Genomic DNA, 25,543 nt, shown 5'->3' with positions numbered 1-25,543 from the left:
CAGCTCGGTCGCACCGTCTCCGCAGCCGCCCCGCGCTCAGCCCGGGTACGGCACCGCCGCCGCCGGCCACCCCGACGCCGCGAGCTCCGCGCGCAGACGGTGGTGGTGCTGCACGGCGCCGAGCGAGTCGGTGCGGAAGGCGATCGCGAGGGCCGCGTCGGCCCAGTAGGCGTCCCAGCCGGAGTAGCGCTCGAAGACGCGGTCGCCGACGGCGGCCAGCAGCTCCCAGGCCCGTGCCGCCGGGAGGTAGCCGGCGACGTAGGCGTAGCGGATCGCGCCGATCGTGCGCTCGGCGTCGCCCGCGAGCAGGAGGAGCGGCGGACGCCCCTCGACCGCCTGGGCGAGCTCGAGGAGGTGGAACTCGCTGCCGCCCGTGAGCGCGGCGACTCGGGAGCGCATCCGCTCGGCGTCGGCGGAGGCCGAGACCTCGGCGAAACGGGTCGAGAGCGGCCCGCGGGTGAGCACGTCGGCGACCAGCAGCTCGACGTCGTCGGCCGAGGCGATGCGGAAGTCGCGGTCGAGCGCGACCCGGTGCTCGACGAGCGGATGCAGCGGCAGCTGCTGCCACGGCGCTCCCTTCGCTCCGTCGGCGTATCGGCGCCGCAGCTCCTCCGGGAGCTCGGCCCACGAGGGCTGGAACGCGAGGGAGGAGTTCCAGCCGGCGAACGAGAAGTCGCTGACCGCGTCGAGCGCGAGCAGCTGCTGCTGGCGGAGGGACGGGGTCGGCGAGCCGGCCGCGCCGAGGTACGCGAGCTGCTCGCGGCGCGGCGCGCGCGCATCCCACTGCTGGAAGCCGACCGTGGCGGCGAGCAGCCCGAAGGCCAGAGCGAACGCGAACGCCGTGAACGCGACGACGCTCTCGCCGCCGCCGAGCGCGAGCCCCCATGCGAAGCCGACCAGGCCCACCGGAGCCGCGAAGGCGGTCACCAGAAGCGCGCGGCGTCCGGCGCCCTGACCGCGCCGGTGCGCATCGGCCGCCCGCGCGTAGCGCAGCCGGGGTCGGACGGGGAACTCGACGTCTCCGGGATGGTTCTGCAGCGGCACGGTCGCAGCCTAGGGGCGCGGGTCGCGTCGATGTGTGCTTGCCTGGTCGCATGACTCTCGCCGAAGCACTCCTCGAGCGGGCCGACCTGCAGAAGCGGATCGAGGCCCTCCAGTCGCGGATCGTCGCGAACGCCTCCTACCAGGAGGGAGAGGAGCCGACCGAGGACCCGGCCGAGCTGCTCGCCGACTGCACGCGCGCGCTGGGCGAGCTCGAGCGGCTGGTCACGGCGATCAACCTCACCAACGCGACGGCGACCACTCCCACCGGAGAGGTGCTGACCGCGGCGCTCGCCCGGCGCGAGGCCCTGCGCGCCCGGCACAGCCTCCTGACCCGCGCGGCCGACGCGGCCGCCGGCGAGCGCGGCTACCGCCAGCTCCGGAGCGAGCTGCGCCGCCTGCCCGCGCTGCCGGTGCGGGAGCTGCGCGAGCAGGCCGACGCCGTGGCGCGCGAGCTGCGCGGGCTCGACGCCGATGTCCAGAGGACGAACTGGGGGGTCGAGCTGCAGAGCTGACACGAGACGCGGTGAGTCGGTAGGCGCACCGGAGCGAGCACGCACCGTCGGGCCGGCGGTTCATCCGGCCCTCTGTCACGCGGTGGGCAGCGTCCCGGCTCCGGCCGTCACTCACAGCCCAGCACCGAGGACCGGTGACCGCGCAGACAGGACACCTCATCACCATGTGCTGGCCGGTGCGCCGAGGGCGGGTTCGGGGACCTCACCGCATCTCGGGCGTGCGCGGACGCTCGCCGGGTCGGGGCGGGATCTTCTCGAACGGGCGCGTGGGCGCACGCCGGGCTCGGGGCTGCGGCCCCTCGAACGGGCGCGCGGACGCCCGACGGATCCGGGCCGGCGTCCGGCCGCCTCCGCCCGGCCGCGCCCGCCCGCCCCACCGCTCAGTACTCGATGCGCCCGCGCCGGTCGTGGAACTCGCCCGTCGGCCCGTCGGAGCCGAGCAGGGCGAGCGCGACGGTCGCGTCCGTGCCCTCGGTGACGGTCTGGTGCCCGCCGTGCCCGTTGAAGTCGGTCGCGGTGTAGCCGGGGTCGCTCGCGTTGATCCGCATCGCCGGCAGGTTCTTCGCGTACTGCACGGTGAGCGCGACGACCGCCGCCTTCGACGCCGCGTAGGGGATCGCGGTGACGGGGAACTCGTCGTGGCCCTCGGTGCTCAGCCAGCGCGGCCAGCCGACTCCGGACGCCACGTTCACGACGACCGGGGCCGCGGAGGCCCGCAGCAGCGGGAGCGCGGCCTGCGTGACGCGGACGATGCCGACGACGTTCGTCTCGAGGACGCCCGCCATCGCCTCCGGGGTGAGGTCGTCGACGCCGAACGAGGTGCCGAGCACGCCGGCGTTGTTGACGAGCACGTCGAGCCCGGGCAGGGAGGCGATCGCGGAGTCGACGCTCGCCTGATCGGTGACATCGAGGCGGACGGGGTGGGCGCCGAGCGCGCGGGCGGCGTCGCCGTCGGCGGTGTCGCGCATGCCGGCGTAGACGGTGTGGCCCGCCTCGAGGAGTCGGCGGGCGGTCTCGAGGCCGAGGGAGCGGTTCGCTCCGGTGATGAGTGTCGTGGTCATGCGCCCATCCTGCGCGGGTCGTCGGGCCTCGACCAGGCCGCGCTCGACGGGGGGACCGTCAGTACCTGGCTCGGCGACGGCGGGCGGAGGAGGATGGGCGGCATGGAGGAGTTCGCCACGGTGCTGCGCTCGTGGCGCGACCGCATCCGTCCCGCCGACGTCGGCCTGCCCGCGGGCTCGGGCCGCCGCGCCACGGGCCTGCGCCGCGAGGAGCTGGCGGCGCTCTCGGGCGTGAGCGTCGACTACCTCGTGCGGCTCGAGCAGGGACGCGCACGGAACCCGTCGCCGTCGATGCTCCGCTCTCTCGCGGTGGCGCTCCGGCTCACGGACAGCGAGCGCGACCACCTCTACCGGGTCGCCGGTGCCGCCGTCCCCTCGCCGGGCGTCGTGCCGCAGCACGTGAGCCCGGGCGTGCAGCGGATCGTCGACCGCCTGGGCGACGTGCCGCTCGCGGTGTTCACGGCGGCCCACGACATCCTGCTGTGGAACCCGCTCTGGGCCGCCCTGAACGGCGACCCCTCGGTGTACACCGGGCTGGAGCGGAACCTCGTCTGGCGGCACTTCACCTCGGGCCACGCGGGCACCGAGTTCGACGCGCAGCACGAGGAGGACTTCGCGAGCGACCTCGCGGCCGACCTGCGCGCGGCGACCGGGCGCTACCCGCGCGATCCGGCGCTCGCCGCCCTCGTCGCCCGGCTGCGCGAGGAGTCGCCCGAGTTCGAGCGGCGCTGGGCGGAGGCGCGCATCGCCGAGCACCGCGCGAGCCGGAAGACGGTGACGCGGACGCCCGTCGGACCGATCACGATCGACTGCGATGTGCTCACGGCTCCGGGCACCGACCTGCGGATCGTCGTCTACACGGTGGCGCCGGGCAGCGAGGACGAGGCGCGGCTCGACCTGCTGCGGGTGACGGGGCTGCAGGCGCTGAGCACGGCGCCGGCGTGAAGCGGACGGGCGCGGCTGGGGCGCGCACAGCGGAGCGGGGCGCTGGCTGAACCGGGCTGAGCTGAGTCGAGCGGGCTGAGCCGAGCCGAGCCGAGCCGGGCGGGGCAGGCCGGGCTCGTCCCACGGCGGGCGGGACAGGCCGGGCTCGTCCCACGGCGGGCGGGACCGGCTCGGCGCGGCCGACGGCGCAACCTGCCGATGCGGGCGAGCGGCGGCTAGTGACGGCCGAGGTGGACGGCGAGACGCGTCCGCGGCGCCGACGTCCGCGTCCCCGGACCGCCCGCCACCCCTGCTCAGGACGCGCAGTACGCGGTGATGAACGCGTAGAGCTCGCCCTTCTGCTCGGGGGTCGCGGCGACGACGACGGTGCCCTGCCGGCCCGCGGTCTCGACGGTGACCGGCAGGCGCGTGCCGACCTTGTCCTCGGCGAGCGCGTGGGTGTCGCAGCGGGTGGGGACGGCGTCCAGGACCACGGAGTCGAGGGTCCCGGCGGGCACGGAGCGGTCGAGGGTCCAGGCGTCGGCGGCGTCGGGCGGCTGCAGCAGGATCGTGGCGTCGACGCTGCGGAGCACGAGGGGGGTGCCCCGGACGTCGGCGGTAATGGTGAGGCGCGCCGGCTCGTGCGCGGCGCCTCCGGACGTGTCGATCCGCAGGGCGAGGTCGGCGTCGACGGTGCGGGCGAAGCAGCCGGACCGGGCGAGAGCGTCGACGAACGAGAACGGGTCGTCGGCGGGGTACGCGTGCTCGCCGTGGCCGTCGATGGCGAGGACGACCTCGAGCGCAGCGGGCGCCTCCGCGGCCGGGCAGGCGGGCTCGGGCACGTCGACGCGGAGGTCTCGCGAGGTCCCGTCGGGGACGCCCGTGCCGCCGGTCCAGGTGAGCGGGGCGGCGAGGCGCGGGTCCACGAGGCGGGCCGCGGTGACCTCGATCGGGGCGCCGCTGCCGTTGTGGACCTCGAAGGCCATGGTGCCGCCGGCGATGTCGGAGCGGTTCTGCTGGACGGAGACGGTGACCCCGGGAGCCGGGGCGGACGGGGCGGAGGAGCGGGCCGGGTCGGGGGCGGCCTGAGCCGGGGTGGCGGTGGTCGCAGCCGCGGTGGCCGCCGCGGTGCCGCTCGGGGCGCCTGTCGCGCCTGCCGGCGCGCAGGCCGCGAGGGCGGGCAGGAGGAGCAGCGCGGCGGCGAGGGCGCGGAGGCGTCGCATCGTGCCTCCCTCCGCTCGCCGTCAGTCTGGCGCCCCGGACCCCTCTCCGCGAGCGGGCGCTCCGGCGCCCCTCGGCTCGATCGATGCGTCACGAACGGTCGCCACGGCGGGCGGATGACGACCGTTCGTGACGCATCGCCGGAGCGACGGGGGTGAGGACCCGGGGACGCGCACCCATCCGGGTGTGCGTCCGCTCCGAAGAGAGGCGGGGACTTCAGGAGGAGACAGATGGCACGCGGCAGATGGCACGTCGGCACGATCGTGGCGCGAGTGCGCGCATCCGCAGCGATCGGGGCCTCCGGGCTCGACGCGGTGGAGCGGGCGGAGCGCCGGGCAGAGGTCCTGCGCATCGCCGGAGGAGTCGACTCCGGCCGTCTGGGCGACGACCAGGCGATCGCGGCGTTCGGCCGGATCGTCGACGGCCTGCAGAGCGACCTGCCCGGCTCGGCGCTCGGCGCCTAGCCCGCGAGGCCGGCGTCCCGGCACCCGCCCGGAGCGGACACCCGCCGAGCCGACATTCCGAGCCTCCGCGCGGCGCTGAGACCCGCCGGGCGAGCGTGCCGACGGCACACTGGGCGCCGAGACCCGGCACCCCGAGCACCCGCGCGCCGCGGAGCCCCGCTACCCCAGCGTCCCGAGCGCGATCCGCGGCAGCAGCCGCTGGATCGCGACGGCCGCCGCGCCGCGCGCCCACTCCACGAGCCCGCCGTCGTCGACGAGCAGCGCCAGGGGCGGAGCGTCCGGGTCGCGCGTGGCCGCGATCGCGGCGTCCACCACCGCGGCCTGCTCCGAGTAGAGGGCGACACCCTCCCCGGCCAGGATCACCGTGCCGGACATCGAGAGGTTGCCGATCGCGGCGATCATCGTCCCGAGCGCGTTGCCGGAGTCGGCGAGGATGCGCTCGGCACCGGGGTCGCCCGCGCGAGCGGCGGCGAAGCCCTCGGCCAGGGTCAGCTCGCGGCCGGTGGCGACGAAGAGCTGGCGGAGGAGCGAGGGCAGGCTGAGCATCGCGGTCGAGCAGCCGCGGTGGCCGGCCTCGCAGACGGGGCCGGTGGGGTCCAGCGGGTAGTGGCCGCCCAGGCCGAGCCCCGCCTCCGGGGGCGCGACCACCCGGTCGTGCACCACCAGTCCGTAGCCCACGCCCGCGCCGACGGTGAGCACCGCGAAGTGCGGGATGCCGCGCCCCCGTCCGAACCAGTGCTCGGCGCCCGTGAGCGCGACCACGTCGTTCTCGAGGGCGACCGGCAGCCCGAGGGCGGCGGAGAGCGGAGCGGCGAGGTCGACGTCGCGCCAGCCGAGGAACGGCGCGCGGCTCACCCGGCCGTCGGCGGCGATGCTCCCGCCGAGCGTCACGCCCAGGCCCGCGAAGGCGGAGGGGCCGCCGAGCTCGTCGACGACCGAGACGATCGCGGCGATCACGTCGGCGGGCTCCGTGCCCGGCAGCGGGCGGACCAGCTCCCGCTCGGTCCGCGCGCGCAGGTCGGTGCGGACGGCGAGGACCTCGGTGCCGGTGATCTTCACGCCCGCGAAGCTCAGCGCGTCGGCGCGGATGTCGAGCGGGCGGGCGGGGCGGCCGACTCCGGTGCTCTGCTCGGGGCCCTCGACGACCAGGCCGCCGTCGAGGAACGGGCGCGCGAGCCGGGTCAGGCTGGCGGGCGAGAGGCCGAGGCGGCGGCCGAGCTCGGCCCGCGAGACGGGACCGTGGATCAGGACCTCGCGCGCCAGGAGCTCGGAGGAGCTCCCGGAGGCGTCCTCGGCGACGATGGTGTCGGTCACGGGGCTCCTTCTTTCCGGCCTGGTAGAAAGCTACCGGCAGTGCGCCGCTCCAAGAACGGATCCGGACACTCGCGCCGCTCTTGACACCCCTATTACTTCTGCTCTAGAAATAAGCCATGCACCGCAGCATCGCCCCCACGAACGACTCCGTGACCCTCTCCGGCCGGGAATCGCGCCTCTTCCACCTGCAGGACGGGGGCACCAGCGTCGTCGTCGACGCCCGCCTCGTCACCTTCCCCACGATCGTGCACTGGGGCGCCGCGCTCGGAGATCTTTCCGCCGCCGAACTATCCGCCCTCGCCGACGCCGCCCTCCCCCAGCGCGTCTCGGGCGGACTCGACGCCTTCGCGCCGTTCGGCCTCGTCGCCGTCGAGGCCGACGGCTGGCAGCACGCCCCCACCTTCGAGGGCACCCACGAGCGCGCGGCCGCGTCGGAGCGGTTCGAGGTCGAGAGCATCGAGGCGCTCGGCTCCGCCCTCCGGACCGTCGCCACCGGCGCGGGCGTCCGGCTGACGGTGGACCTCGAGGTCGATGCGGCCGGCCTGCTCACCCAGCGCGCCCGGGTCGAGAACCTCGACGCCCGCCCGTTCCGCCTCGAGCGCTTCGAGCTCGGCTTCCCGCTCCCCGCGACCGCGCGCGAGATCCTCGACACCACCGGGCACCACCTCCGCGAGCGCCACCCGCAGCGCCGCGCGCTGACCATCGGCGAGCACACCCGCCGCACCCGCCGCGGCCGCCCCGGCGCCGACGCGACCCTCCTCCTCGCCGCGGGCACGCCCGGCTTCGGCTGGGAGCGCGGGCTCGTGCACGGCGTCCACCTGGGCTGGAGCGGCGACAGCTCGCTCCGCGCCGAGCGCACCGTCGAGGGCGTCTCGCTCCTCGCGGCCGGCGAGCTGCTGCGGCCCGCCGAGATCGAGCTCGCGCAGGGCGAGAGCCACGAGACCCCGGTCGCCTACGGCTCCTGGGGCGACGGGCTCAGCGCTCTGCAGGCCCGGTTCCACGCGTCGCTCCGCGCCCGCCCGCAGCACCCCGTCGCTCCGCGGCCCGTCACCCTCAACACCTGGGAGGCCGTCTACTTCGACCACGACCTCGCTCGCCTCACCGCCCTCGCCGAGCGGGCCGCGCGGATCGGGGTCGAGCGCTTCGTGCTCGACGACGGCTGGTTCCTCGGCCGCCGCGACGACACCGCCGCGCTCGGCGACTGGACCGTCGACCCCGCGGTCTGGCCGGAGGGCCTCACCCCGCTGACGGACGTCGTCACCGGCCTGGGCATGCAGTTCGGCCTCTGGGTGGAGCCCGAGATGATCAGCCCCGACTCCGACCTGGCCCGCGCGCACCCGGAGTGGATCCTCGGTCCGGCCGGCCACCTCCCGGCCTCGGGGCGGCAGCAGCAGGTCCTCGACCTCTCGCAGCGCGGCGCGTTCGAGCACGTGCTCGGCGCCCTCGACGCGCTGCTGACGGAGTACCCGATCGCGTACCTCAAGTGGGACCACAACCGCGACGTGATCGAGGCGGTCTCGCCCGCCACCGGTCGCTCCGCCGTCCACGAGAACGTGCTCGCGCTCTACCGCCTGCTCGACGAGCTGCGCTCCCGGCACCCCGGCGTCGAGATCGAGTCGTGCGCCTCCGGGGGCGCCCGCGTCGACCTCGGGATCCTCGCCCGCACCGATCGCATCTGGACGAGCGACTGCATCGACCCGCTCGAGCGGCAGACCATCCAGCCCTTCACCCAGCTGGTGGTGCCGCCCGAGCTGATGGGGCAGCACATCGGAGGGCCGCGGTCGCACTCGACGCAGCGCACCCACTCGCTCGCCTTCCGCGCCGGCACCGCGCTGCCCGGCCACCTCGGCATCGAGTGGGACGTCTCGGATCTCGCCCCCGCCGTCGAGGAGGAGCTGACCGCCTGGGTCGCCTTCCACCGCGAGCACCGGGCGCTGCTGCACACCGGGACGGTCGTGCGCGCCGACCTCGCCGACGACGCCGCCTCGCTCTCCGGAGTCGTCGCCGCCGACCGCTCCGCCGCCCTCTTCACCTTCGCCCAGCTGCGCACCGGCGAGACCTACCCGCCCGGCCGGATCACGCTCCCGGGCCTGGACCCGGAGCGCACCTACTCCGTGGCGCTCGCCCCGGTCACGTCGCCGCTCGGCGGCCCCGGGCAGTCGCCGCTCGGCTGGGCCGAGCACGGGACCGCGCTCCGCGGCCGCGTGCTGGGCACCGTCGGGCTCCAGGCCCCCGTCCTTGATCCGGAGCAGCTCGTCGTGCTCGTGCTCACCGCCCTCTGACCCGCCCTCCCGGCGCCGGAGCCGACCCCGCTCCCCCGCCGCCGCACCTGCTCTCGCACCGCCCTCCGCGGTCGAGCGCGCCCTGAGACCTGTCCCCACGCGCAAGGAGGCGCCGCATGTCCGCTCATCCGCATCCCCCCGGGTTCTCCCGGCGGCTGTTCCTCTCGGTGCCGCTCGCCGCGGCGTCCGCCGCCGCCCTCGCCTCCTGCGCCTCCCCCGGCGCCGGCGACGGAGTGACCACGCTCGACTTCTTCCAGTTCAAGGCGGAGGCGGTGGAGGACTTCGCGCGGATCATCCGCGAGTTCGAGGCGGCCAACCCGGACATCCGGGTCGTCGCCAACAACGTGCCCGACCCCGACACGGCCATCCGCACCCTGCTCGTCAAGGACAAGGTGCCGGACGTGCTGACCCTGAACGGCAGCGGCTACTACGCCGACCTCGCGAAGGCCGGCGTGTTCCACGACTTCACCGGCGACGAGCTCGTCGAGCGGGTGAACCCGGCGGCCCTCGACATCCTCGCCGCCCTCGGCAGCTTCGAGGGGAAGGAGGTGAACGCGCTCGCCTTCGCGAACAACGCGGACGGGATCCTCTACAACCGCACGATCTTCGCCGAGAACGGGATCGAGGTGCCGACCACCTGGGACGAGCTGATCGCCGTCTGCGAGACGCTCACCGCCGCGGGGATCACTCCCTTCTACGGCGCCCTGCTCGACAACTGGACCGGCGCCCCCGCCTTCAACGCGCTCGGCGGGCAGCTGCAGCCGGACGGCTTCTTCGACGCGATGCGCGAGGAGGGAGCGGCGCTCGGCCCCGACTCCCCCGTCTCGTTCACCAAGGACTACGCGACGACGATGGAGCGGCTCGGGCAGCTCTTCTCGTACACGCAGGAGGGCTCGTTCGGCCGCGGCTACGACGACGGCAACCAGGCCTTCGCCGCGGGCGAGGCGGCCATGTACCCGCAGGGCATCTGGGCGATCAACCCGGTGCGCACGAACAACCCGGACATCGATCTCGGCGTCTTCCCCTACCCGGTGCTCGACGACCCGGCGGACACGCGGGTCACCTCGGGCGTCGACGTGGCCGTCGCCATCGGCCGCGGCACCCCGAAGCTCGAGGCGGCCCGCCGCTTCGTCGACTTCCTGCTGACCCCCGGAGTCGTCGAGCCGTACGTCGCGAGCCAGGCCGCCTTCTCGCCGCTGGTCGGCGCCGCACCCAACTCGGACCCCACGCTGGCCGAGCTGCAGCCCTACTTCGAGCAGGGACGGCTGATCGGCTTCGTCGACCACCAGATCCCCGCGAGCATCCCGCTCAACCCCACGCTCCAGGCGTTCCTCGCCAGCGGGGACGCCGACGCGGCGCTCCGGACCCTCGACAGTGAGTGGCGCAAAGTCGCGGCACGCACGACCAGGAAGTGACCCCATGACCACGACCACGACGGCCGCCGCGCAGGCGGTGGCGACCACTCCTCCGCCGCCCGCGCGCCGCAAGCGCACCATCGGGCGCACCTCGAAGACCTTCTACTGGATGACGGTCCCCGCCGTCCTGCTCTTCTTCGTGCTCCACACGGTCCCGGTCCTCACCGGAATCTTCTTCAGCTTCACCGACTACGCGGGCTACGGCTCGTGGGACCTGATCGGCGCCTCGAACTACCTCGCGCTCCTCCAGGACGACCGTGTCTGGAAGGCCTACGGGTTCACCTTCGGCTTCGCGATCGTGGCGACCGTGCTGGTGAACGTGATCTCGCTCGCCATCGCCGTCGCCCTCAACGCGCGGATCAAGTTCCAGACGGCGTTCCGCGGGATCTACTTCATCCCCTACGTGCTCTCGACCCTGGTCATCGGCTACGTGTTCCAGTACCTCTTCGCGAACTCGCTGCCGCAGATCCTCGGCGCGATCCCGGTGATCGGCGAGAACATCCTCGCGAACGCCGACTGGGCGTGGGTGGCGATCGTGGTGCTGGCGGTCTGGCAGGCCTCGGCCTTCTCGATCATCATCTACCTCGCCGGACTCCAGACCATCCCGGGCGAGCTCTACGAGGCGACCTCGCTCGACGGAGCGGGGAGGTGGCGGCAGTTCACCTCGATCACGTTCCCGCTGATCGCCTCCTTCTTCACGATCAACATGGTCATCTCGATGAAGAACTTCCTCCAGGTGTTCGACCACATCATCGCCCTCACCAACGGCGGTCCCGGCACCTCGACGGAGTCGATCACGCTGCTGATCTACCGCGGCGGCTTCCAGGGCGGCGAGTACGCCTATCAGACGGCCAACGCCGTCCTCTACTTCCTCATCATCATCGTGGTCTCGCTGATCCAGTTCCGAGTCCTCAGCCGCAGAGAGGCGTCGTTCTGATGACATCGACCATCACCCCCACGACCGCCATCGCCCTCGGCGAGCCCGAGGGGCGGCGCCGGCCCTCCCGCGACACCTACCGGATCAACTGGTGGGCGACCGCGCTCATCGCGGTCTGCTCGCTGACGATCCTCCTGCCGCTCTACTTCGCCGTCGTGACCGCGCTGAAGACGCCCGACCAGCTCGGCGGCACCGGGTTCGAGCTGCCGACCTCGATCTCGTGGGGCAACTTCGCCGAGGCGTGGACGGCGACCCGCTTCCCGCAGGCCTTCGTGAACACCGCGCTGATCACGGTCGGAGCCGTCGTGCTGACGCTGTTCTCGAACTCGATGGTCGCCTACGCGGTCGCCCGGAACATGCACAGGCCGTTCTTCAAGGGCGTCTACTTCTACCTGCTCGCCGCGGTCTTCGTGCCGTTCCCGATCATCATGCTGCCGGTGGTGAAGGAGACGGCCCTGCTGGGCCTGGACAACCAGGCCGGGCTGATCCTGCTCTACGCCGTGTTCGGGCTCTCGATCAACACGTTCATCTACACCGCCTTCATCCGCTCGATCCCGATCGAGCTCGAGGAGGCGGCGCGCACCGACGGCGCCTCGACCTGGCGGACCTACTGGCAGGTGATCTTCCCGCTGCTCGGCCCGATGAACGCGACCGTCGGGATCCTGACCTGCGTGTGGGCGTGGAACGACTTCATCCTGCCGCTCGTGGTGCTCTCGGACCCGTCCGCCCGCACCCTGCCGCTGGCCGAGTACGTCTTCCAGGGGCAGTTCAACACGAACTACACCGTCGCCTTCGCGTCCTACCTGATGGCAATGGCGCCGCTGCTGATCGTGTACCTCTTCGCGCAGCGCTGGGTGGTCAGCGGAGTGATGCGCGGGTCGATCAAGTAGCGGTCGCGGCGAGCGCCGCCTCGAGCAGGTCCGTGAGCACGATGCCGCGCGAGCCCGCGTCCTCCGGGTGCCACTGCACGCACCAGAGCGGCGCGGACTCGTGCTCGAGGGCCTCGACGGTGCCGTCGTCGGCGCGGCCGACCACGACGAGGCCCTCGCCGGGACGGTCGACGGCCTGGTGGTGGGAGCTGCGGACGTCGAGCTCGGCGGCGCCGAGGATGCGAGCGAGGGCGCTGCCCGGCTCGAGCGCCACGCGGTGGTCGACCATCCCGGACAGGTGCTCGCCGGGGACCGACCGGCCGACGTGACCGGCGCCGGGCAGGTGCTGCACGAGGTCGCCGCCGAGGGCGACGTTGACCAGCTGCATCCCGCGGCAGATCCCGACCAGCGGGGTCCGCGTCTCGACGGCACGGCGGACGAGCGCGATCTGCGCGCGGTCGGCGGCGGGGAAGGACTGGCCGCGGTGCGGGTCGTCGGGCCGGCCGCCGTAGAGGGACGGGTCGACGTCCTCGCCCCCGGTGACCACGACGGCGTCGGCGGCGGCGAGCCGGCGCTCGAGCTCGGCGGCGCCGGCCTGCTCGGCCGGGACGCGGTCGACCACGAAGCCCGCGGCGGTGGCGGCCGAGACGACGCTCGCGGTCAGCAGCTGCAGCTCGATCTCGAACTCGGGATCCTCGCGGCCGCCGTCGGCGACGTCGACGACGAGCAGGACGGGGCGGTCAGAGGCCATGCGGACATCGTGCCACCCGGCCGGCTCCTGCAGAACGTCGGCGGAGAGGAGGGCCTGTGCGTCGGCGGGCGAGGGACCGCGCTCTCGGCGGGCGTTCTGCACGAGCCCGCAGACCTCTCCCGGGGTCTGGTCAGGATCCGGTACCGCGATCTAGGATGTTCACGTTCACATTCCGTGCGAAGACGCACACCTCCGCGGCCCTGCGGATCGTGCCTCGACGCCGCACCCGATCACGAGGGCCTATCTGCATGAGACGATCACGATCGGCGGTGAGGACCGCTCTGGCGGTCGCGACCGTCGCCGCCACGGCGCTGCTCGGCGCCACGGTCCCCAGCTCCGCCTTCGGAGCCACCGAGACCCCGCTCCTCCACTACACGTTCGACACCGCCCCCACCGGCACCACGGTCGCCGACACCAGCGGCAACGGCTACAGCGCGACGCTGCGCGGCTCCGGGGCCCAGTTCCGCAACGGGCTCATCAGCCTCCCCGGCGGATCCGCCGCGGCCGCCCCCTACCTGGAGATCCCCACCGCCGGCCTCGTCGGCAAGAAGGACCTGACCTTCTCCACCTGGCTCGCCCACAAGGGCGGCACCGGCAACGTCGCCGCCGCGTTCGTCGGAGCGCCCGTCGCCTCCGGCGCCTCGTTCTCCTCCGGCTACTGGCTGCTCAACCCGAGCAACCTGTCCGGCTACACCAAGTCGGTCGTCACCAACTCGGTCAACGCGGGCGCTCCCTACAACACCGAGGTCGGCGCCGGAGCGACGGGCACCCCGACCGTCGGCGCGCGCACCCCCGCGGGCCTCTCGCTCTACACGACCGTCGTCGACGGCTCGACCGGCAAGCTCACCGTGTACGTCAACGGCGCGCAGATCTCGCAGAGCGCGATCGCCCGCGACGTCTCCTCGTTCGGCCCGTCGCTCGTCGCGTACATCGCGCGCTCGACCTACAACGACCCGGGCTGGAACGGCGAGATGGACGACTTCGCCGTCTACGACAGCGCCCTCAGCAGCAGCTCCGTGCAGGCGCTCTACTCCTCGCAGGCCCTCGACCGCGCCGTCGCGTCGGTCACGGTGCCCACGGAGGCGACCGCCGGCTTCACGGTGCCCACCACCGCCAGCGGCGTCGGCATCACCTGGACGTCCAACAGCGCGGCCGTGGCCATCACCGGCGGCACCGCGACCGTCACGCGCCCCGCCGCGGGACAGCCGGACGCCACCGCCACCCTCACCGCCACCTACAGGGTCGGCACCGAGACCCGCTCGGTCGACTACACGGTGCGCGTCGCCGCGCAGCTGGACGACGCGACGAAGGTCCAGCGCGACCTCGCCGCGATCGCCATCCCGAACGTCGGCGACATCCGGACGAACGTCTCGGTGCCCACCACCGGCACGCTCGGCTCGAGCATCGCCTGGAGCGTCGTCAGCCCGAGCGGGGCGACCGTCCGCGACGGCAGCGCCGCCGGCACCCGCACCATCGACGTCGACCGCCCCGCGACCGGGAGCCCCGCGATCGACGTGGTCGTCCGCGCGACCGCGACCAGCGGATCCACCACCCGGACCCGCGACTTCACCCTCCGGGTGCAGCCGCTCCCCGCCGGCACCGACGACACCGAGGCGTACGTCTGGGCGTTCTTCACCGGAGAGGGCGACGGCGCCGAGCGCATCAGCCTCGCCGCCTCGAAGGGCAACGACGCGCTGAGCTGGAACACGCTGAACGGCGGCAAGCCGGTCTTCACCTCGAACCTGGGGACGATGGGCCTGCGCGACCCGTTCATCATCCGCTCGCACGAGGGCGACAAGTTCTTCATGCTCGCCACCGACCTGAAGATCGACGGGCTCCCCGGCGGCTTCGACACCGCGCAGAAGTCGGGCTCGAAGTACATCGAGGTCTGGGAGTCGACCGACCTGGTGAACTGGTCCGCCCAGCGCCACGTCAAGGTCTCCACCGACTTCGCCGGCAACACCTGGGCCCCCGAGGCGTACTGGGACGACGAGCTCCAGACCTACGTCGTGTTCTGGGCCTCGAACATCTACCCGACCACGAACACGGCCGACCGCGCCTCCGTCACCTACAACCAGATGATGTACGCGACGACCGAGGACTTCACCTCCTTCTCGGAGGCGAAGCCGTGGATCGACGTCAAGCGCGGCGCCGGCAAGGGCACCATCGACTCGACGGTCGCGAAGGACGGCGACACCTACTACCGCTTCACCAAGGACGAGGCGTCGATGACCCTCCGCGAGGAGAAGAGCACCGACCTGCTGGCCACCGTCTCGGGCTCGCTGCCCGGCACCGGCGGACCGGCGGACGAGTGGTCGCTGGTCAAGGAGAAGGTGGCCTCGGGCCTGCCCAACGGCGAGCCCGGGAAGACCTTCACCAGCGGTGAGGGCCCCAACGTCTTCCCCGCCAACGAGGGCGACGTGAACGGCCTCGACTGGTTCCTCTTCATCGACCAGCCGAACTACCACGACGGGCCGAACCACTACATCCCGTTCGGCACCGACGACCTCGCGAACGGCGACTCCTGGCAGCCGCTCGGAGCGAAGCTCCGCACGGGCCTGCCGCAGAACGCCGACGGCGGCAAGCCGCGCCACGGCACGGTCATCCCGGTGACGCGCTCCGAGTACCAGAAGGTGCTCGAGGGCTACGCCCCCGGCCTGGCCGTCGCCTCGGTCGCTCCGCTGACCGCGACGACCACGGTCGGCACCGCGCCGGTCCTGCCCCGCGCCACGATCACGACCGCCGCCGGCACCACCAGCACGGTCGACGTGGCCTGGGACGCCGTCGCGCCCGCCGCCTACGCCACGGCCGGGACCTTCACGGTCTCGGGCGTCGCGCAGGACGCGTCGCGCATGCCGGTGCAGGTCACTGTCACCGTGCAGTCCTCGCTGAAGGTGAGCGCGACCGCCACGTCGCGCTGCGTCGCCGGCAAGGTCGTGCTGACGGTCGTCGGCAGGAACGGCGACACGGTGCCGATGGACGTCTCGATCAGCACCCCGGAGGGCGTGAAGACGATCGCCGGCGTGAAGCCGGGCGCCTCCGGCTCCGCCGCGTTCACGGTGCGCTCGACGCAGCTCGCCGCGGGCGAGGCGACGGTCACCGGCACGGCCACGGTCGGCGGCAAGACCGTCACGGCCACGGCCACCGCGCCGTACAGCGCGCGCAGCTGCGGCTGACGCACGGCACTCCCCGGGAGCCCGTCGCACCTCACCGGTGCGGCGGGCTCCCTTCGTCGTGCGGAGGGAGTCGGGACACCGCCCTGACACCGAGGCACCGCTCCCTCGGCGGCGCCTAGGAGGACGGCGCGGTGCCGCGGCGCGCGGGCGGACCCGGGACGGCCCGCCCGGCGTCATCCGGTGACGGCTGCCGGTCCGGCTTCGAGCAGGTCGCGGACGCTGCGCGGCTCGCGTCCGAGGAGGCGCCCGAGCTCGGGGCCGGTGCCCGCGAAGAAGCCGCGCTCGGCCGCCTGGTGCATCCCGAGGGTGAAGCGCACGAGGAACTCGGGCTGACCCGCCGCGACGCGCGCGGCGACCCACTCGTCGTCGCCGAGGACGCGCAGCTCGACGGGTCGCCCGCCGACCTCGGCCGCGATCCCGGCGATCTCCTCGAACGTCGGAGCCTCCGTCGCGGTCAGCATGATCGGCCCGTCCTGCGGGCTCCCCGAGAGGAGGAGCCGGGCGGCCGCCTCCGACTCGTCCTCGCGGGCCGTCCACGAAACGCGGCCGTCGGAGGGGACCTCGATCACGCCGGTCTCCCGCCACGGTCCAAGGAACAGACCCAGGCTGTGCGCGTAGAAGCCGTTGCGGAGCGACGTCCAGGCGAGTCCGGACTCGGCGAGCAGGCGCTCGGTCGCCGCGTGGTCCCGGCCCGGGCCGAAGGGGGTGTCGGCGGCGGCGCCCTGGTGGCTCGTGTAGAGGACCCGTCCGACTCCGGCCGCGACGGCCGCCTCGACGGCGGTGCGGTGCAGGGCGACGGCGTCGGCCCGCGGATCGCTCGAGGAGACGAGGAGCAGCTGATCCGCTCCGTCGAAGGCGCCCGGGAGGGAGGCGGGGTCGGCGTAGTCGCCGACGCGCACCTCCACTCCGCGCTCCGCGAAGCGGGCGGCCTTCGAGGCGTCGCGGGCGACGACGGCGATTCCGGAGGCGGGGACGGAGTCGAGGAGGTGGTCGACGGTGGCGCCGTTCAGAGCGCCGGTGGCACCGGTCACGATGATCATGGGGAGAGCCTTCCGATGAGGGGTATCAGCGATACCACGACGAAGATAACCACGGAATTCCCTTGATAGCAACCGTGCGCTACCGTCGATACGTGACCAGCTCCACTCCTCCGACCGACACGCGCCTGCGCATCGTCGAGGCGGCCGCCGGCCTCCTCCGCGACGAGGGCCCCGCCGCCGTCACCACGCGAGCGGTCGCCCTGGCGGCCGGGCTGCAGGCCCCGGCGATCTACCGCCTCTTCGGCGACAAGGACGGCCTGCTCGAGGCGGTCGCGGAGCACGTGCTGGCCACCTGGGTCGACTCCAAGGCGCGGACGGTCGAAGCGGCCGTCGCCGCCGGCGTGGACCCGGTCGAGGACCTGCGCGCGGGCTGGGCCGCGCAGGTGGAGTTCGGCCTGGCCAACCCCGCGCTCTTCCGCCTCCTCAGCGATCCGGGCCGCGCCTCCGGATCGCCGGCCGCCCTCTCCGGGCGGCGGGTCCTCGCCGCCCGCGTGCAGCGCGTGGCCGCCGAGGGCCGCCTCCGAGTGCCGGAGGAGCGCGCCGTCGGCCTCATCCAGGCGGCGGGCACCGGCGTGGTCACCACCCTGCTCTCCACCCCCGCCGCCGACCGCGACCCCGGTCTCGCCGACGCCGCGCTCGACAGCGTGCTCGCGGGGATCCTCGCCGACCCGCCCTCCCCCGGCGACGGCGGGCGGCTCACCGCCCTCGTCGGCGTCCGTGCCCTCGCACCGGAGCTCGCCGGCCTCACACCCGCGGAGCGCCTGCTGCTCGCGGACTGGCTCGACCGCGCCCTCGCAGCGGCCGAGCAGGAGTGACGGGCGCGCAGGAGTGACGGCCGCGCAGGAGTGACGGGCGCGCTTCCACCACAGGAGTGACGAGCGCCGTCCCGCCGCGGGGACGACGGCGCCTCCGTCCCGCAGAGACGCGGGCTTCGCGGCTAGGCGCGTCTGCCGTCGGGCGGGAGGATCGACGCCTGGATGAGCGGCACGGGGAAGTGCGACGCCCGCAGCGGGTCGAGCAGGCTGTCGGTGATCCCCGCGGTGAAGTCCTCCGTGCCGAAGACCTTGAACAGCGCCTCCCGCCCGAACTTCGAGCTGTCGGCGACGAAGAACGCCTCGCGCGCGGACGCCATCATCAGCCGCTTGAGCTCGAGCTCGTAGCTGGTGGTGCTGTAGATGCCGTCGTCGCCCACGGTGTCGGCGCCGAAGATCGCGACGTCCACCCGCAGGTTCGAGAGCTGCTGCACCGAGGTCGGCCCCCACATCGAGAAGGCGTTCGGCAGGAGCTCGCCCCCGATGAAGACGAGGTGGATCGTCTGCTTGCGGGCGACGGCGAGGGCGACCCGCAGGTCGCCGGTCACGACGGTGAGGCGCTGGTTCTCGAGGTGCCGCGCGACCTCGAGCGTCGTGGTGCCCCCGTCGAGGAGGATCGTCTGCCCCTCGAGGACGCGCTCGGCCATCGCCCGCCCGATCGCCGCCTTCTCGCTGCGGTGCAGCTCCTCCTTGAAGTGGTGCGGAGTCTCGGACTGCTTCACCGGGATCGCACCTCCGTGCGTGCGCTTGACCAGGTCCATCGCCTCGAGCCGCTCGAGGTCGCGCCGGATGGTCGACGGAGTGACGTCGAACCGCTCCGCGAGGTCTCGCACCGACTGGAAGCCGCCGTCCTGGAGGGCGTCGACGATCTCTGCTTGACGGGACATCCCACACCTCGATCCTGGTCTCGCCTCCGTCGAGGCTACGGGGCGGAGCGGGGAGGAGGCGCAGACGGCGCGCGGAAACGCGCAGATTGCGCGCATGCGCGGGCGGCTGCGCGTCCCGACCGCCGGGTGCGCGGCGGATCTGCGCGGTCGAACGCACCGTCTGCGCCCTGGATGCGTGATTCGCGCGCTTCCCACGCCCCGTGCGCGAAAGAGTGCAGCCATCTGCGCGTTATCGCTTGACGGAGTGCTCGATCAGCGATTAGCGTCGGGCTCCTGCGACGGATTCCGACACAGCAGCGTCAGAACACCGCACCGGATGAGGGCCGAACGGCCGCCATCCTCTCGTTCACGAAGGAGTCAACGAATGGACCGCTCTCGACTTTTCCGAGGCATGACGCTCGCAGCGGGCGCCGCAATCCTCCTCACCGGATGCACGACCGTCGGCGCCGGCTCCGACACCGCCGCCGGCAGCGGAGGCTCGTCCGCCCCCGGCGAGATGGTCATGGTGACCGTCGTCAAGGCGCAGACCATCCCGTGGTTCCAGCGCATGGCCGTCGGCGTGCAGGACTTCGCCGACGAGACCGGGATCGACGCCCGCCAGGAGGGCGCCGACGACGTCAGCCCCGAGAAGCAGACCGCGATCGTGCAGGACCTGATCGCGCAGCGCCCGACGGCCATCACGGTCGTCCCGAACTCGCCCGAGTCGCTCAGCAACGTGCTCGCCCAGGCCCGCCAGCAGGGCATCATCGTCGTCTCGCACGAGGCGTCCGGCATCGAGAACGTCGACGTCGACATCGAGGCCTTCGACAACGCGTCCTACGGCTCCGAGATCATGGACAACCTCTCGGAGTGCATGGGCGGCGAGGGGAAGTACGTCCAGTTCGTCGGCGGCCTGACCGCGAAGACCCACATGGAGTGGGTCGAGGCGGCGTACGAGACGCAGCAGGCCGACTCCCCCGGCATGACACGCGTCGAGACCCCCATCGAGAGCACCGACAACCAGGAGACGGCGTACGAGCGCGCGAAGGAGATCCTCGCGAAGTACCCCGACATCGCGGGCTTCCAGGGCTCCGCCGGCAACGACGTCCCCGGCATCGCGCGCGCGGTGCAGGAGGCGGGCCTCCAGGACCAGGTGTGCGTGATGGGCACCTCGATCCCGTCGGTGGCCAACCAGTACCTGGCCGACGGCTCCATCGACAAGATCTTCTTCTGGGACCCGGCCCTCGCCGGTGAGGCCCAGCTGTCGATCGCGAAGATCCTCGCCGACGGCGGCGAGATCACCGAGGGCACCGACCTCGGCGTCGAGGGCTACGACTCGCTCAAGAAGCTCGACGGGTTCGACAACGTCTTCGTCGGGAACGCGTCCGTCGCGGCCGACGCGGAGACCGCCGCGCAGTACGACTTCTGATCCCCCTCCACCCCCGTTCCGGGGCGCGCCGCCCGCGCGCCCCGGAGCACCCTCAGGAAGGTCGACGATGACCGACGCTCCCCCCGGCACCATTGCCCCGATCCTCAGCGCCCGCGGCATCACCAAGCGATTCGGCGGCGTCACCGCCCTCGACGGCGTCTCGCTCGACCTGATCCCCGGCGAGGTGCACTGCCTCGCCGGCGAGAACGGCTGCGGCAAGTCCACCCTGATCAAGATCATCTGCGGGGCCGAGCGCCCCGACGCGGGCGAGATCTCCATCGACGGGGACACCCGCTCCCGGATGGACACCACGTCCGCGATCACGAGCGGGATCCAGGTCATCTACCAGGACTTCTCGCTCTTCCCCAACCTCACGGTCGCCGAGAACATCGTGCTGACGTCGGCCGTCGCGGCGAAGCACCGCCTCTACCGCGCCGGCACCGCGCGCCCCCGGGCGAAGGCCATCGTCGACGAGCTGCAGCTCGACCTGGACCTCGACGCCGACGTCGCCGACCTCTCGGTCGCCGACAAGCAGCTCACCGCGATCTGCCGCGCCCTCGTCAACGACGCGCGCGTCATCATCATGGACGAGCCCACCACCGCGCTGACGCACACCGAGGTGGCGCGGCTGTTCACGATCGTGGAGCGGCTGCGCAGCCGCGGCGTCGCGCTCGCGTTCGTCTCGCACAAGCTCGAGGAGGTCCTCGAGATCTCGCAGCGGGTGACGATCATGCGCTCCGGCCGCGTGGTCACCAGCGGCCCCGTCGCCGACTTCGACCGCCGCTCCATCGCCGAGCACATGACCGGCCGCGAGCTCGACGAGTCGCGGATCGTGAGCACGCTCGACGAGTCGGCGCCCCCGATGCTCGAGGTCGTCGGCCTCTCCCGCCCCGGCGCCTTCCACGACGTCTCGTTCTCGGTGCGCCCGGGCGAGATCCTCGGCATCACCGGGCTCCTGGGCTCGGGCCGCACCGAGATCGCGGAGGCCGTCTTCGGCTCCCAGCCCGCCGCCTCCGGGATCATCGCCGTGGACGGAGCGCCCACCGCGGTGCGCAGCATCCGCGACGCCGTCCGCGCCGGCATCGGCTACGTGCCGGAGGACCGCCTCTCGCAGGGCCTCTTCCTGGAGAAGCCGATCGCGGACAACATCATCGCGGGCTCCCTCGACACGCACCGCACGCCGTGGCGCTCGCTCGACAAGCGGCGGATCCGCGCGACCATCGACCGGCTCTTCGCCGAGCTGTCCATCAAGGCCCCGAACCCCCAGGCGCCCGTCCGCTCCCTCTCGGGAGGGAACGCGCAGCGCGTGGTGATCGCGAAGTGGCTGGCGACCGACCCGAAGGTGCTGATCCTCAACGGACCCACGGTCGGAGTCGACGTCGGCTCCAAGTCGCAGATCCTCGAGCTGCTGCGGCGCGAGGCCGCCCGCGGGATGGCCGTCGTCGTGATCTCGGACGACGCCCCCGAGCTGGTCGCCTGCTGCCATCGCGTGCTGGTCGTCGCCCGCGGCCGCATCGCCCACGAGCTCCGCGGCGACGAGATCACCGCCGAGAACCTCCAGAACAGAATGGCGGTCTGACGTGTCCACGCTCCGATCCCTCCGAGGCGCGAACAACGAGGGCGTCCTCGCCCTGGTCCTGGTCGCCCTCGTGATCGTCATGACGGCCGTGAACCCGGTCTTCTTCAGCGCGACGACGGGTCTGTCGATCCTCCGCAGCGCCACCGTGCCGCTGATCTTCGCGCTCGCGGTCCTGATCGTCATCGTCTCCGGAGGCATCGACGTCTCGTTCGCGGCCGTCGCGATCTTCTCGGCCTACACGGCGGTCAGCGTCACCCTCGCCACCGGGCAGGACCTCCCCGCGCTCGCGATCATCGCGATGGCCGTGGTGATCGGGGCGGTGCTCGGCCTGGTCAACGGATTCGTGATCGCGCGGTTCCGGCTTCCCACGCTGATCGTCACGCTCGGCACGCAGGGCGTGTTCGTCGGCGTGATGTACACCTTCGTCGGCGCCCAGTACTACGCGCAGCTGCCCCCGTCGCTCGCGGCGCTCTCCTCGGTCAACGTCGTCGACGTGGCGACCTCGGGCGGCCGCGCGGCCCTCCACCTGATGACGCTGCTCGCCGTCGTGCTCGCGGTCGTGGTCTGGCTGATGCTGACGCGCACGATGTTCGGACGCTCGCTCTACGCGATCGGCGGCGACATCGAGGCCGCCCGCCGGGCGGGCTTCCGCGTGGTCAGGACCCAGCTCTCGGTCTACGTCCTCGTCGGCGTCCTCGCCGCCCTGGCCGGGATCGCGCACATGGTCCTCGGCCGCAGCGCGAACCCGCAGGACCTGGTGGGCGACGAGCTCGACATCATCGCCGCGGTCGTCCTCGGTGGCGCGTCGATCTTCGGCGGCCGCGGATCGGTGCTCGGCACGGTGCTGGGCGTCGTCCTGATCCAGGTGATCAACAACAGCCTGCTGCTCGCCGGCGTCCCCAGCGCCTGGCTGCGCGCCGCGGTCGGAGTCCTGCTGATCGTCGGAGTCGGCGTGCAGGCGATCGCCGCGCGCCGCAAGGCGAAGCGGGTCCGGCCCGTCGACGACGACGTGAGCCACGAACGAGAGAGCGCGAGGGTCGCATCATGACCGACGGATCCCGGACCACCTCCGAGCACCCGGCTCGGCGCATGAACGACCGCCTCGACGCGTTCACCCGCGGTGTCGTCGGACGCGCCGCGGGCAACCGCGGGACGGGCCGCATGCTCATCGCGCTCGTCGTCGCGGTCGCGATCTTCGCGATCGCCAACCCCCGCGTGTTCCTCAGCCCGCTCAACCTGCAGAACATCGGCGTCGCGGCTCCCGAGATCGGCGTGATCGCCATCGCGATGATGCTCGCCATGCTCACGGGCGGCATCGACCTCTCCCTCGTGGCGATCGCCAACCTGTCGGCGGTGACGATGGCGACGATCTACTCCCAGGTCGCCGCCGCCGACCCCGCCGCCGCGGAGGCGATGACCGTGCCGATCGTCCTCGCGGGCCTGGTCGTCGGAGTCCTCTGCGGCGCTCTCAACGGATTCCTCGTGAGCGTCGTCGGGATCACCCCGATCCTGGCGACCCTCGGCACCATGCAGATCCTCAACGGCATCGCGGTGGTGTGGACCGGCGGGACCACGCTCTACGGAGCACCGTCGGCCCTGACGACCTTCGGCATGATGGCCGTCGGGCCCGTCCCGGTGCTGTTCCTCGTGCTGCTCGTGGTGGCCGTCGCGGTCGCCCTGCTGATCAACACGACCTCCCTCGGCCGCAAGGTGCAGCTGGAGGGAGCGAACCCCGAGGCCGCGCGCTTCTCGGGCATCCGCAGCGTCAGCGTCCTCTCGCGCAGCTACATGATCGGCGGGCTGCTCGCCGGCGGCGCCGGGGTGCTGTTCCTCGCCCGCAATCCCACCGCGTCCGCCGATTACGGCTCCTCGTACGTGCTGCTCGTCATCGTCATCGCGGTGCTGGGAGGGACGAACCCGTCGGGCGGCTTCGCCTCGGTCGCCGGAGTCGTGCTCGCCACGCTCACCCTCCAGGTCGTCTCGAGCGGATTCACCGCTCTGCGGCTGACCTCCCACGAGTACGCCATCGCCCAGGGCGTCCTCCTCATCGCCGTCATGGTCCTCGACTCCGTCACCGCGAACCGGCCGCGCCGGCAGCGGGCGACGGCCCCGACCCCTCCCGCGCCCGCGCGGCCCACCGTGGACGCGTCCACCAGAACGGAGCACCAGTGAAGAAGATCATCAACGAGCCGAAGGACTTCGTCGACGAGTTCGTCGAGGGCATCCTGCTCGCCCACCCGACCCTGGTGAAGACGCCGGGCACCGACCTGCGGATCCTCGCCCGCGCCGACGCCCCCGTCGCGGGGAAGGTCGGGATCGTCACGGGCGGCGGCTCCGGCCACCTGCCGCTGTTCAAGGGCTACGTCGGCACGGGGCTGTGCGACGCGGTCGCCATCGGCAACGTGTTCTCCTCGCCGTCGTCCGCGCAGATCCTGGAGGCGACCAAGGCCGTCGACGGCGGCGCCGGCGTCCTCTACCTGTACGGCAACTACGGCGGCGACGTCTTCAACTTCGACCTCTCGGTCGACATGGCCGAGCTCGAGGGGATCCGCACGCTGACCGCCCTCGGACGCGACGACGTCGCCAGCCAGCCGAAGGAGCGCGCCGCGGACCGCCGCGGAGTCGCCGGGATCTTCTTCGCGTTCAAGGCGGCCGGCGCCGCCGCCGAGCGCGGGGACTCGCTCGACGAGGTCGCGGCCGTCGCCGAGGACGTCATCGAGCACACGGCGACCATGGGAGTGGGCCTCTCCCCGACGATCCTCCCGATGACGGCCAAGCCGAGCTTCGAGCTGGCCGAGGACGAGATGGAGATCGGGATCGGGATCCACGGCGAGCCCGGCATCCACCGCGGCGCCCTCGAGTCGGCGGACAGCATCGCCGAGCACCTCACGGAGCGGCTCGTCGCCGACCTCGGCATCGGCGAGGGCGACCGCGTGGCCGTGCTCGTCAACGGCATGGGCGCCACACCTCTCGAGGAGCTGTACCTGCTCTACCGGCGGGTCCACGGGCTCCTCGCCGAGCGCGGCGTCACCGTCGCGAAGAACTACATCGGCGAGTACGCGACCAGCCTCGAGATGGCCGGAGCGTCGATCTCGCTCCTCGCCCTCGACGACGCGCGTCTCGAGCTGCTGAACGCCCCCGCCCAGTCCCCCTTCTTCCGAGAGGTCTGATCACGATGAACGGAACCGAACTCAGCTCCGCGATCGCGAAGTGCCTGGTCGTCTTCCCCGAGCACGCCGACGAGCTCGGCGACCTGGACCAGGCGCTCGGCGACGGCGACCTGGGCATCACGGTGTCGCTCGGCGCCAAGGCCGCCCGCGAGGCGCTCGCGCTGCTCCCGGACACGGCGACGCCGACCGAGGTCGTGCTCGCCTGCGCCAAGGCCTTCGCCAATGCGAACCCGTCGACGATGGCCGCACTCGTCGCGGGCGCGCTGCTCGCCGGCTCCCGGGTCTGGGGCGACGCCGCCACCATCGGCTCCGACGACGTCAGTGCCTTCGCGCTCGCGGCCGCCGAGTCGATCAGCCAGCGGGGCAAGTCGCAGGTGGGCGACAAGACGATCCTCGACGCGATGTTCCCCGCGGCCGAGGCGCTGCGCACGTCGGAGCCCGGCCCCGCCGCCCTCGACGCGGCGATCGCGGCCGCCGAGCAGGGCGTGATCAGCTCGAAGGAGCTGCAGTCCCGCCGCGGCCGTGCGTCGTGGCTGCAGGACCGCAGCATCGGCCTGCAGGACCCCGGAGCCACCGCCTACCTGCGGTTCCTCCAGTCCTGGAAGGCCGCCAATTCCGACCAGGGGGCGGAGCTCCCCGCGGAGACGACCTCCGACACAGAGATGAAGGTGCACTGA

At 72.9% G+C, this 25,543-nt stretch carries 22 protein-coding genes; 15 read left to right on the top strand and 7 right to left on the bottom strand.

The genetic code is table 11. The features are described from left to right. Positions 1 to 36: 36 nt before the first annotated feature. The gene (locus GTU71_RS13495) at positions 37 to 1,044 is read right to left on the bottom strand and encodes a DUF1266 domain-containing protein (protein ID WP_159940519.1); all 1,008 of its coding nucleotides are present in this window, start codon (positions 1,042 to 1,044) and stop codon (positions 37 to 39) included. A gap of 50 nt (positions 1,045 to 1,094) precedes the next feature. Here GTU71_RS13495 and GTU71_RS13490 point away from each other — a divergent pair, with 50 nt between their 5' ends. Next, a complete protein-coding gene (locus GTU71_RS13490; RefSeq protein ID WP_104224023.1) occupies positions 1,095 to 1,556 on the top strand; it encodes a DIP1984 family protein in 462 nt (153 codons plus the stop codon). 380 nt (positions 1,557 to 1,936) lie between these two features. Here GTU71_RS13490 and GTU71_RS13485 read toward each other — a convergent pair whose 3' ends face one another. Next, the gene (locus GTU71_RS13485; RefSeq protein WP_104227483.1) at positions 1,937 to 2,617 is read right to left on the bottom strand and encodes an SDR family NAD(P)-dependent oxidoreductase; all 681 of its coding nucleotides are present in this window, start codon (positions 2,615 to 2,617) and stop codon (positions 1,937 to 1,939) included. 102 nt (positions 2,618 to 2,719) lie between these two features. On the opposite strand from GTU71_RS13485, the gene GTU71_RS13480 reads away from it, so the two are divergent. After that, the gene (locus tag GTU71_RS13480) at positions 2,720 to 3,562 is read left to right on the top strand and encodes a helix-turn-helix transcriptional regulator (protein ID WP_104248302.1); all 843 of its coding nucleotides are present in this window, start codon (positions 2,720 to 2,722) and stop codon (positions 3,560 to 3,562) included. 293 nt (positions 3,563 to 3,855) lie between these two features. Here GTU71_RS13480 and GTU71_RS13475 read toward each other — a convergent pair whose 3' ends face one another. After that, positions 3,856 to 4,764 (bottom strand): hypothetical protein, encoded by a 909-nt coding sequence (locus tag GTU71_RS13475; protein WP_159940517.1) that lies wholly within the window; start codon positions 4,762 to 4,764, stop codon positions 3,856 to 3,858. Between the two features lie 228 nt (positions 4,765 to 4,992). Between GTU71_RS13475 and GTU71_RS13470 the strand changes: the two genes are divergently transcribed. Beyond that, positions 4,993 to 5,226 (top strand): hypothetical protein, encoded by a 234-nt coding sequence (locus tag GTU71_RS13470; protein WP_104224027.1) that lies wholly within the window; start codon positions 4,993 to 4,995, stop codon positions 5,224 to 5,226. A gap of 159 nt (positions 5,227 to 5,385) precedes the next feature. Here the strand turns inward: GTU71_RS13470 and GTU71_RS13465 are convergent, their stop codons facing one another. Then, positions 5,386 to 6,540, bottom strand: coding sequence for an ROK family transcriptional regulator (locus tag GTU71_RS13465; RefSeq protein ID WP_104260513.1), 1,155 nt, complete (start codon positions 6,538 to 6,540; stop codon positions 5,386 to 5,388). A gap of 116 nt (positions 6,541 to 6,656) precedes the next feature. Between GTU71_RS13465 and GTU71_RS13460 the strand changes: the two genes are divergently transcribed. The 4 genes from GTU71_RS13460 to GTU71_RS13445 all read left to right on the top strand — a co-directional run bounded on the left by GTU71_RS13460 (position 6,657) and on the right by GTU71_RS13445 (position 12,064). Beyond that, positions 6,657 to 8,822, top strand: a complete 2,166-nt coding sequence (locus GTU71_RS13460) for an alpha-galactosidase (protein WP_159940515.1) — start codon at positions 6,657 to 6,659, stop codon at positions 8,820 to 8,822. Between the two features lie 116 nt (positions 8,823 to 8,938). Next, a complete protein-coding gene (locus tag GTU71_RS13455) occupies positions 8,939 to 10,237 on the top strand; it encodes an extracellular solute-binding protein (protein ID WP_159940513.1) in 1,299 nt (432 codons plus the stop codon). A 4-nt stretch (positions 10,238 to 10,241) separates the two neighbouring features. Next, on the top strand, positions 10,242 to 11,174 hold the full coding sequence (locus tag GTU71_RS13450) for a sugar ABC transporter permease (protein ID WP_104225874.1): 933 nt from the start codon (positions 10,242 to 10,244) through the stop codon (positions 11,172 to 11,174). Next, positions 11,174 to 12,064, top strand: a complete 891-nt coding sequence (locus GTU71_RS13445; protein ID WP_347877594.1) for a carbohydrate ABC transporter permease — start codon at positions 11,174 to 11,176, stop codon at positions 12,062 to 12,064. Before GTU71_RS13450 ends, GTU71_RS13445 begins: the two co-directional genes overlap by 1 nt. On the opposite strand, the gene GTU71_RS13440 is transcribed toward GTU71_RS13445, so the two are convergent. Next, on the bottom strand, positions 12,057 to 12,794 hold the full coding sequence (locus GTU71_RS13440; RefSeq protein WP_159940511.1) for a gamma-glutamyl-gamma-aminobutyrate hydrolase family protein: 738 nt from the start codon (positions 12,792 to 12,794) through the stop codon (positions 12,057 to 12,059). The two genes, GTU71_RS13445 and GTU71_RS13440, sit on opposite strands and share 8 nt — an antisense overlap. 269 nt (positions 12,795 to 13,063) lie before the next feature. On the opposite strand from GTU71_RS13440, the gene GTU71_RS13435 reads away from it, so the two are divergent. Beyond that, positions 13,064 to 15,970, top strand: a complete 2,907-nt coding sequence (locus GTU71_RS13435) for an immunoglobulin-like domain-containing protein (RefSeq protein ID WP_159940509.1) — start codon at positions 13,064 to 13,066, stop codon at positions 15,968 to 15,970. A gap of 173 nt (positions 15,971 to 16,143) precedes the next feature. Here the strand turns inward: GTU71_RS13435 and GTU71_RS13430 are convergent, their stop codons facing one another. After that, positions 16,144 to 17,010 (bottom strand): NAD(P)H-binding protein, encoded by an 867-nt coding sequence (locus tag GTU71_RS13430; protein ID WP_159940507.1) that lies wholly within the window; start codon positions 17,008 to 17,010, stop codon positions 16,144 to 16,146. Positions 17,011 to 17,102: 92 nt separating this feature from the next. Between GTU71_RS13430 and GTU71_RS13425 the strand changes: the two genes are divergently transcribed. After that, positions 17,103 to 17,825 (top strand): TetR/AcrR family transcriptional regulator, encoded by a 723-nt coding sequence (locus tag GTU71_RS13425; RefSeq protein WP_208543588.1) that lies wholly within the window; start codon positions 17,103 to 17,105, stop codon positions 17,823 to 17,825. A 122-nt stretch (positions 17,826 to 17,947) separates the two neighbouring features. Here GTU71_RS13425 and GTU71_RS13420 read toward each other — a convergent pair whose 3' ends face one another. Beyond that, a complete protein-coding gene (locus GTU71_RS13420; RefSeq protein WP_104238145.1) occupies positions 17,948 to 18,709 on the bottom strand; it encodes a DeoR/GlpR family DNA-binding transcription regulator in 762 nt (253 codons plus the stop codon). A gap of 391 nt (positions 18,710 to 19,100) precedes the next feature. Here GTU71_RS13420 and GTU71_RS13415 point away from each other — a divergent pair, with 391 nt between their 5' ends. The 6 genes from GTU71_RS13415 to GTU71_RS13390 all read left to right on the top strand — a co-directional run bounded on the left by GTU71_RS13415 (position 19,101) and on the right by GTU71_RS13390 (position 25,543). After that, on the top strand, positions 19,101 to 20,117 hold the full coding sequence (locus tag GTU71_RS13415) for an autoinducer 2 ABC transporter substrate-binding protein (RefSeq protein WP_244230561.1): 1,017 nt from the start codon (positions 19,101 to 19,103) through the stop codon (positions 20,115 to 20,117). 67 nt (positions 20,118 to 20,184) lie between these two features. Next, entirely contained in the window at positions 20,185 to 21,696 is a 1,512-nt protein-coding gene (locus GTU71_RS13410; protein ID WP_159940501.1) for a sugar ABC transporter ATP-binding protein, read from the top strand. 1 nt (position 21,697) lies between these two features. Then, the gene (locus GTU71_RS13405; RefSeq protein WP_244229522.1) at positions 21,698 to 22,744 is read left to right on the top strand and encodes an ABC transporter permease; all 1,047 of its coding nucleotides are present in this window, start codon (positions 21,698 to 21,700) and stop codon (positions 22,742 to 22,744) included. Beyond that, positions 22,741 to 23,868: an ABC transporter permease gene (locus GTU71_RS13400; RefSeq protein ID WP_244230560.1), complete on the top strand. Its 1,128-nt coding sequence runs from the start codon at positions 22,741 to 22,743 to the stop codon at positions 23,866 to 23,868. The genes GTU71_RS13405 and GTU71_RS13400 overlap by 4 nt, the downstream gene beginning before the upstream one ends. Then, positions 23,865 to 24,866, top strand: coding sequence for a dihydroxyacetone kinase subunit DhaK (locus GTU71_RS13395; protein ID WP_104238142.1), 1,002 nt, complete (start codon positions 23,865 to 23,867; stop codon positions 24,864 to 24,866). Before GTU71_RS13400 ends, GTU71_RS13395 begins: the two co-directional genes overlap by 4 nt. A 5-nt stretch (positions 24,867 to 24,871) precedes the next feature. Continuing rightward, positions 24,872 to 25,543 (top strand): DAK2 domain-containing protein, encoded by a 672-nt coding sequence (locus GTU71_RS13390; protein WP_104295137.1) that lies wholly within the window; start codon positions 24,872 to 24,874, stop codon positions 25,541 to 25,543.

It is taken from the genome of Rathayibacter sp. VKM Ac-2762 (genome assembly GCF_009866585.1).
GTDB lineage: Bacteria > Actinomycetota > Actinomycetes > Actinomycetales > Microbacteriaceae > Rathayibacter.
The sequence above is the reverse complement of the archived record's forward strand: the minus strand, read 5'-3'. Positions and strand labels throughout refer to the sequence as shown.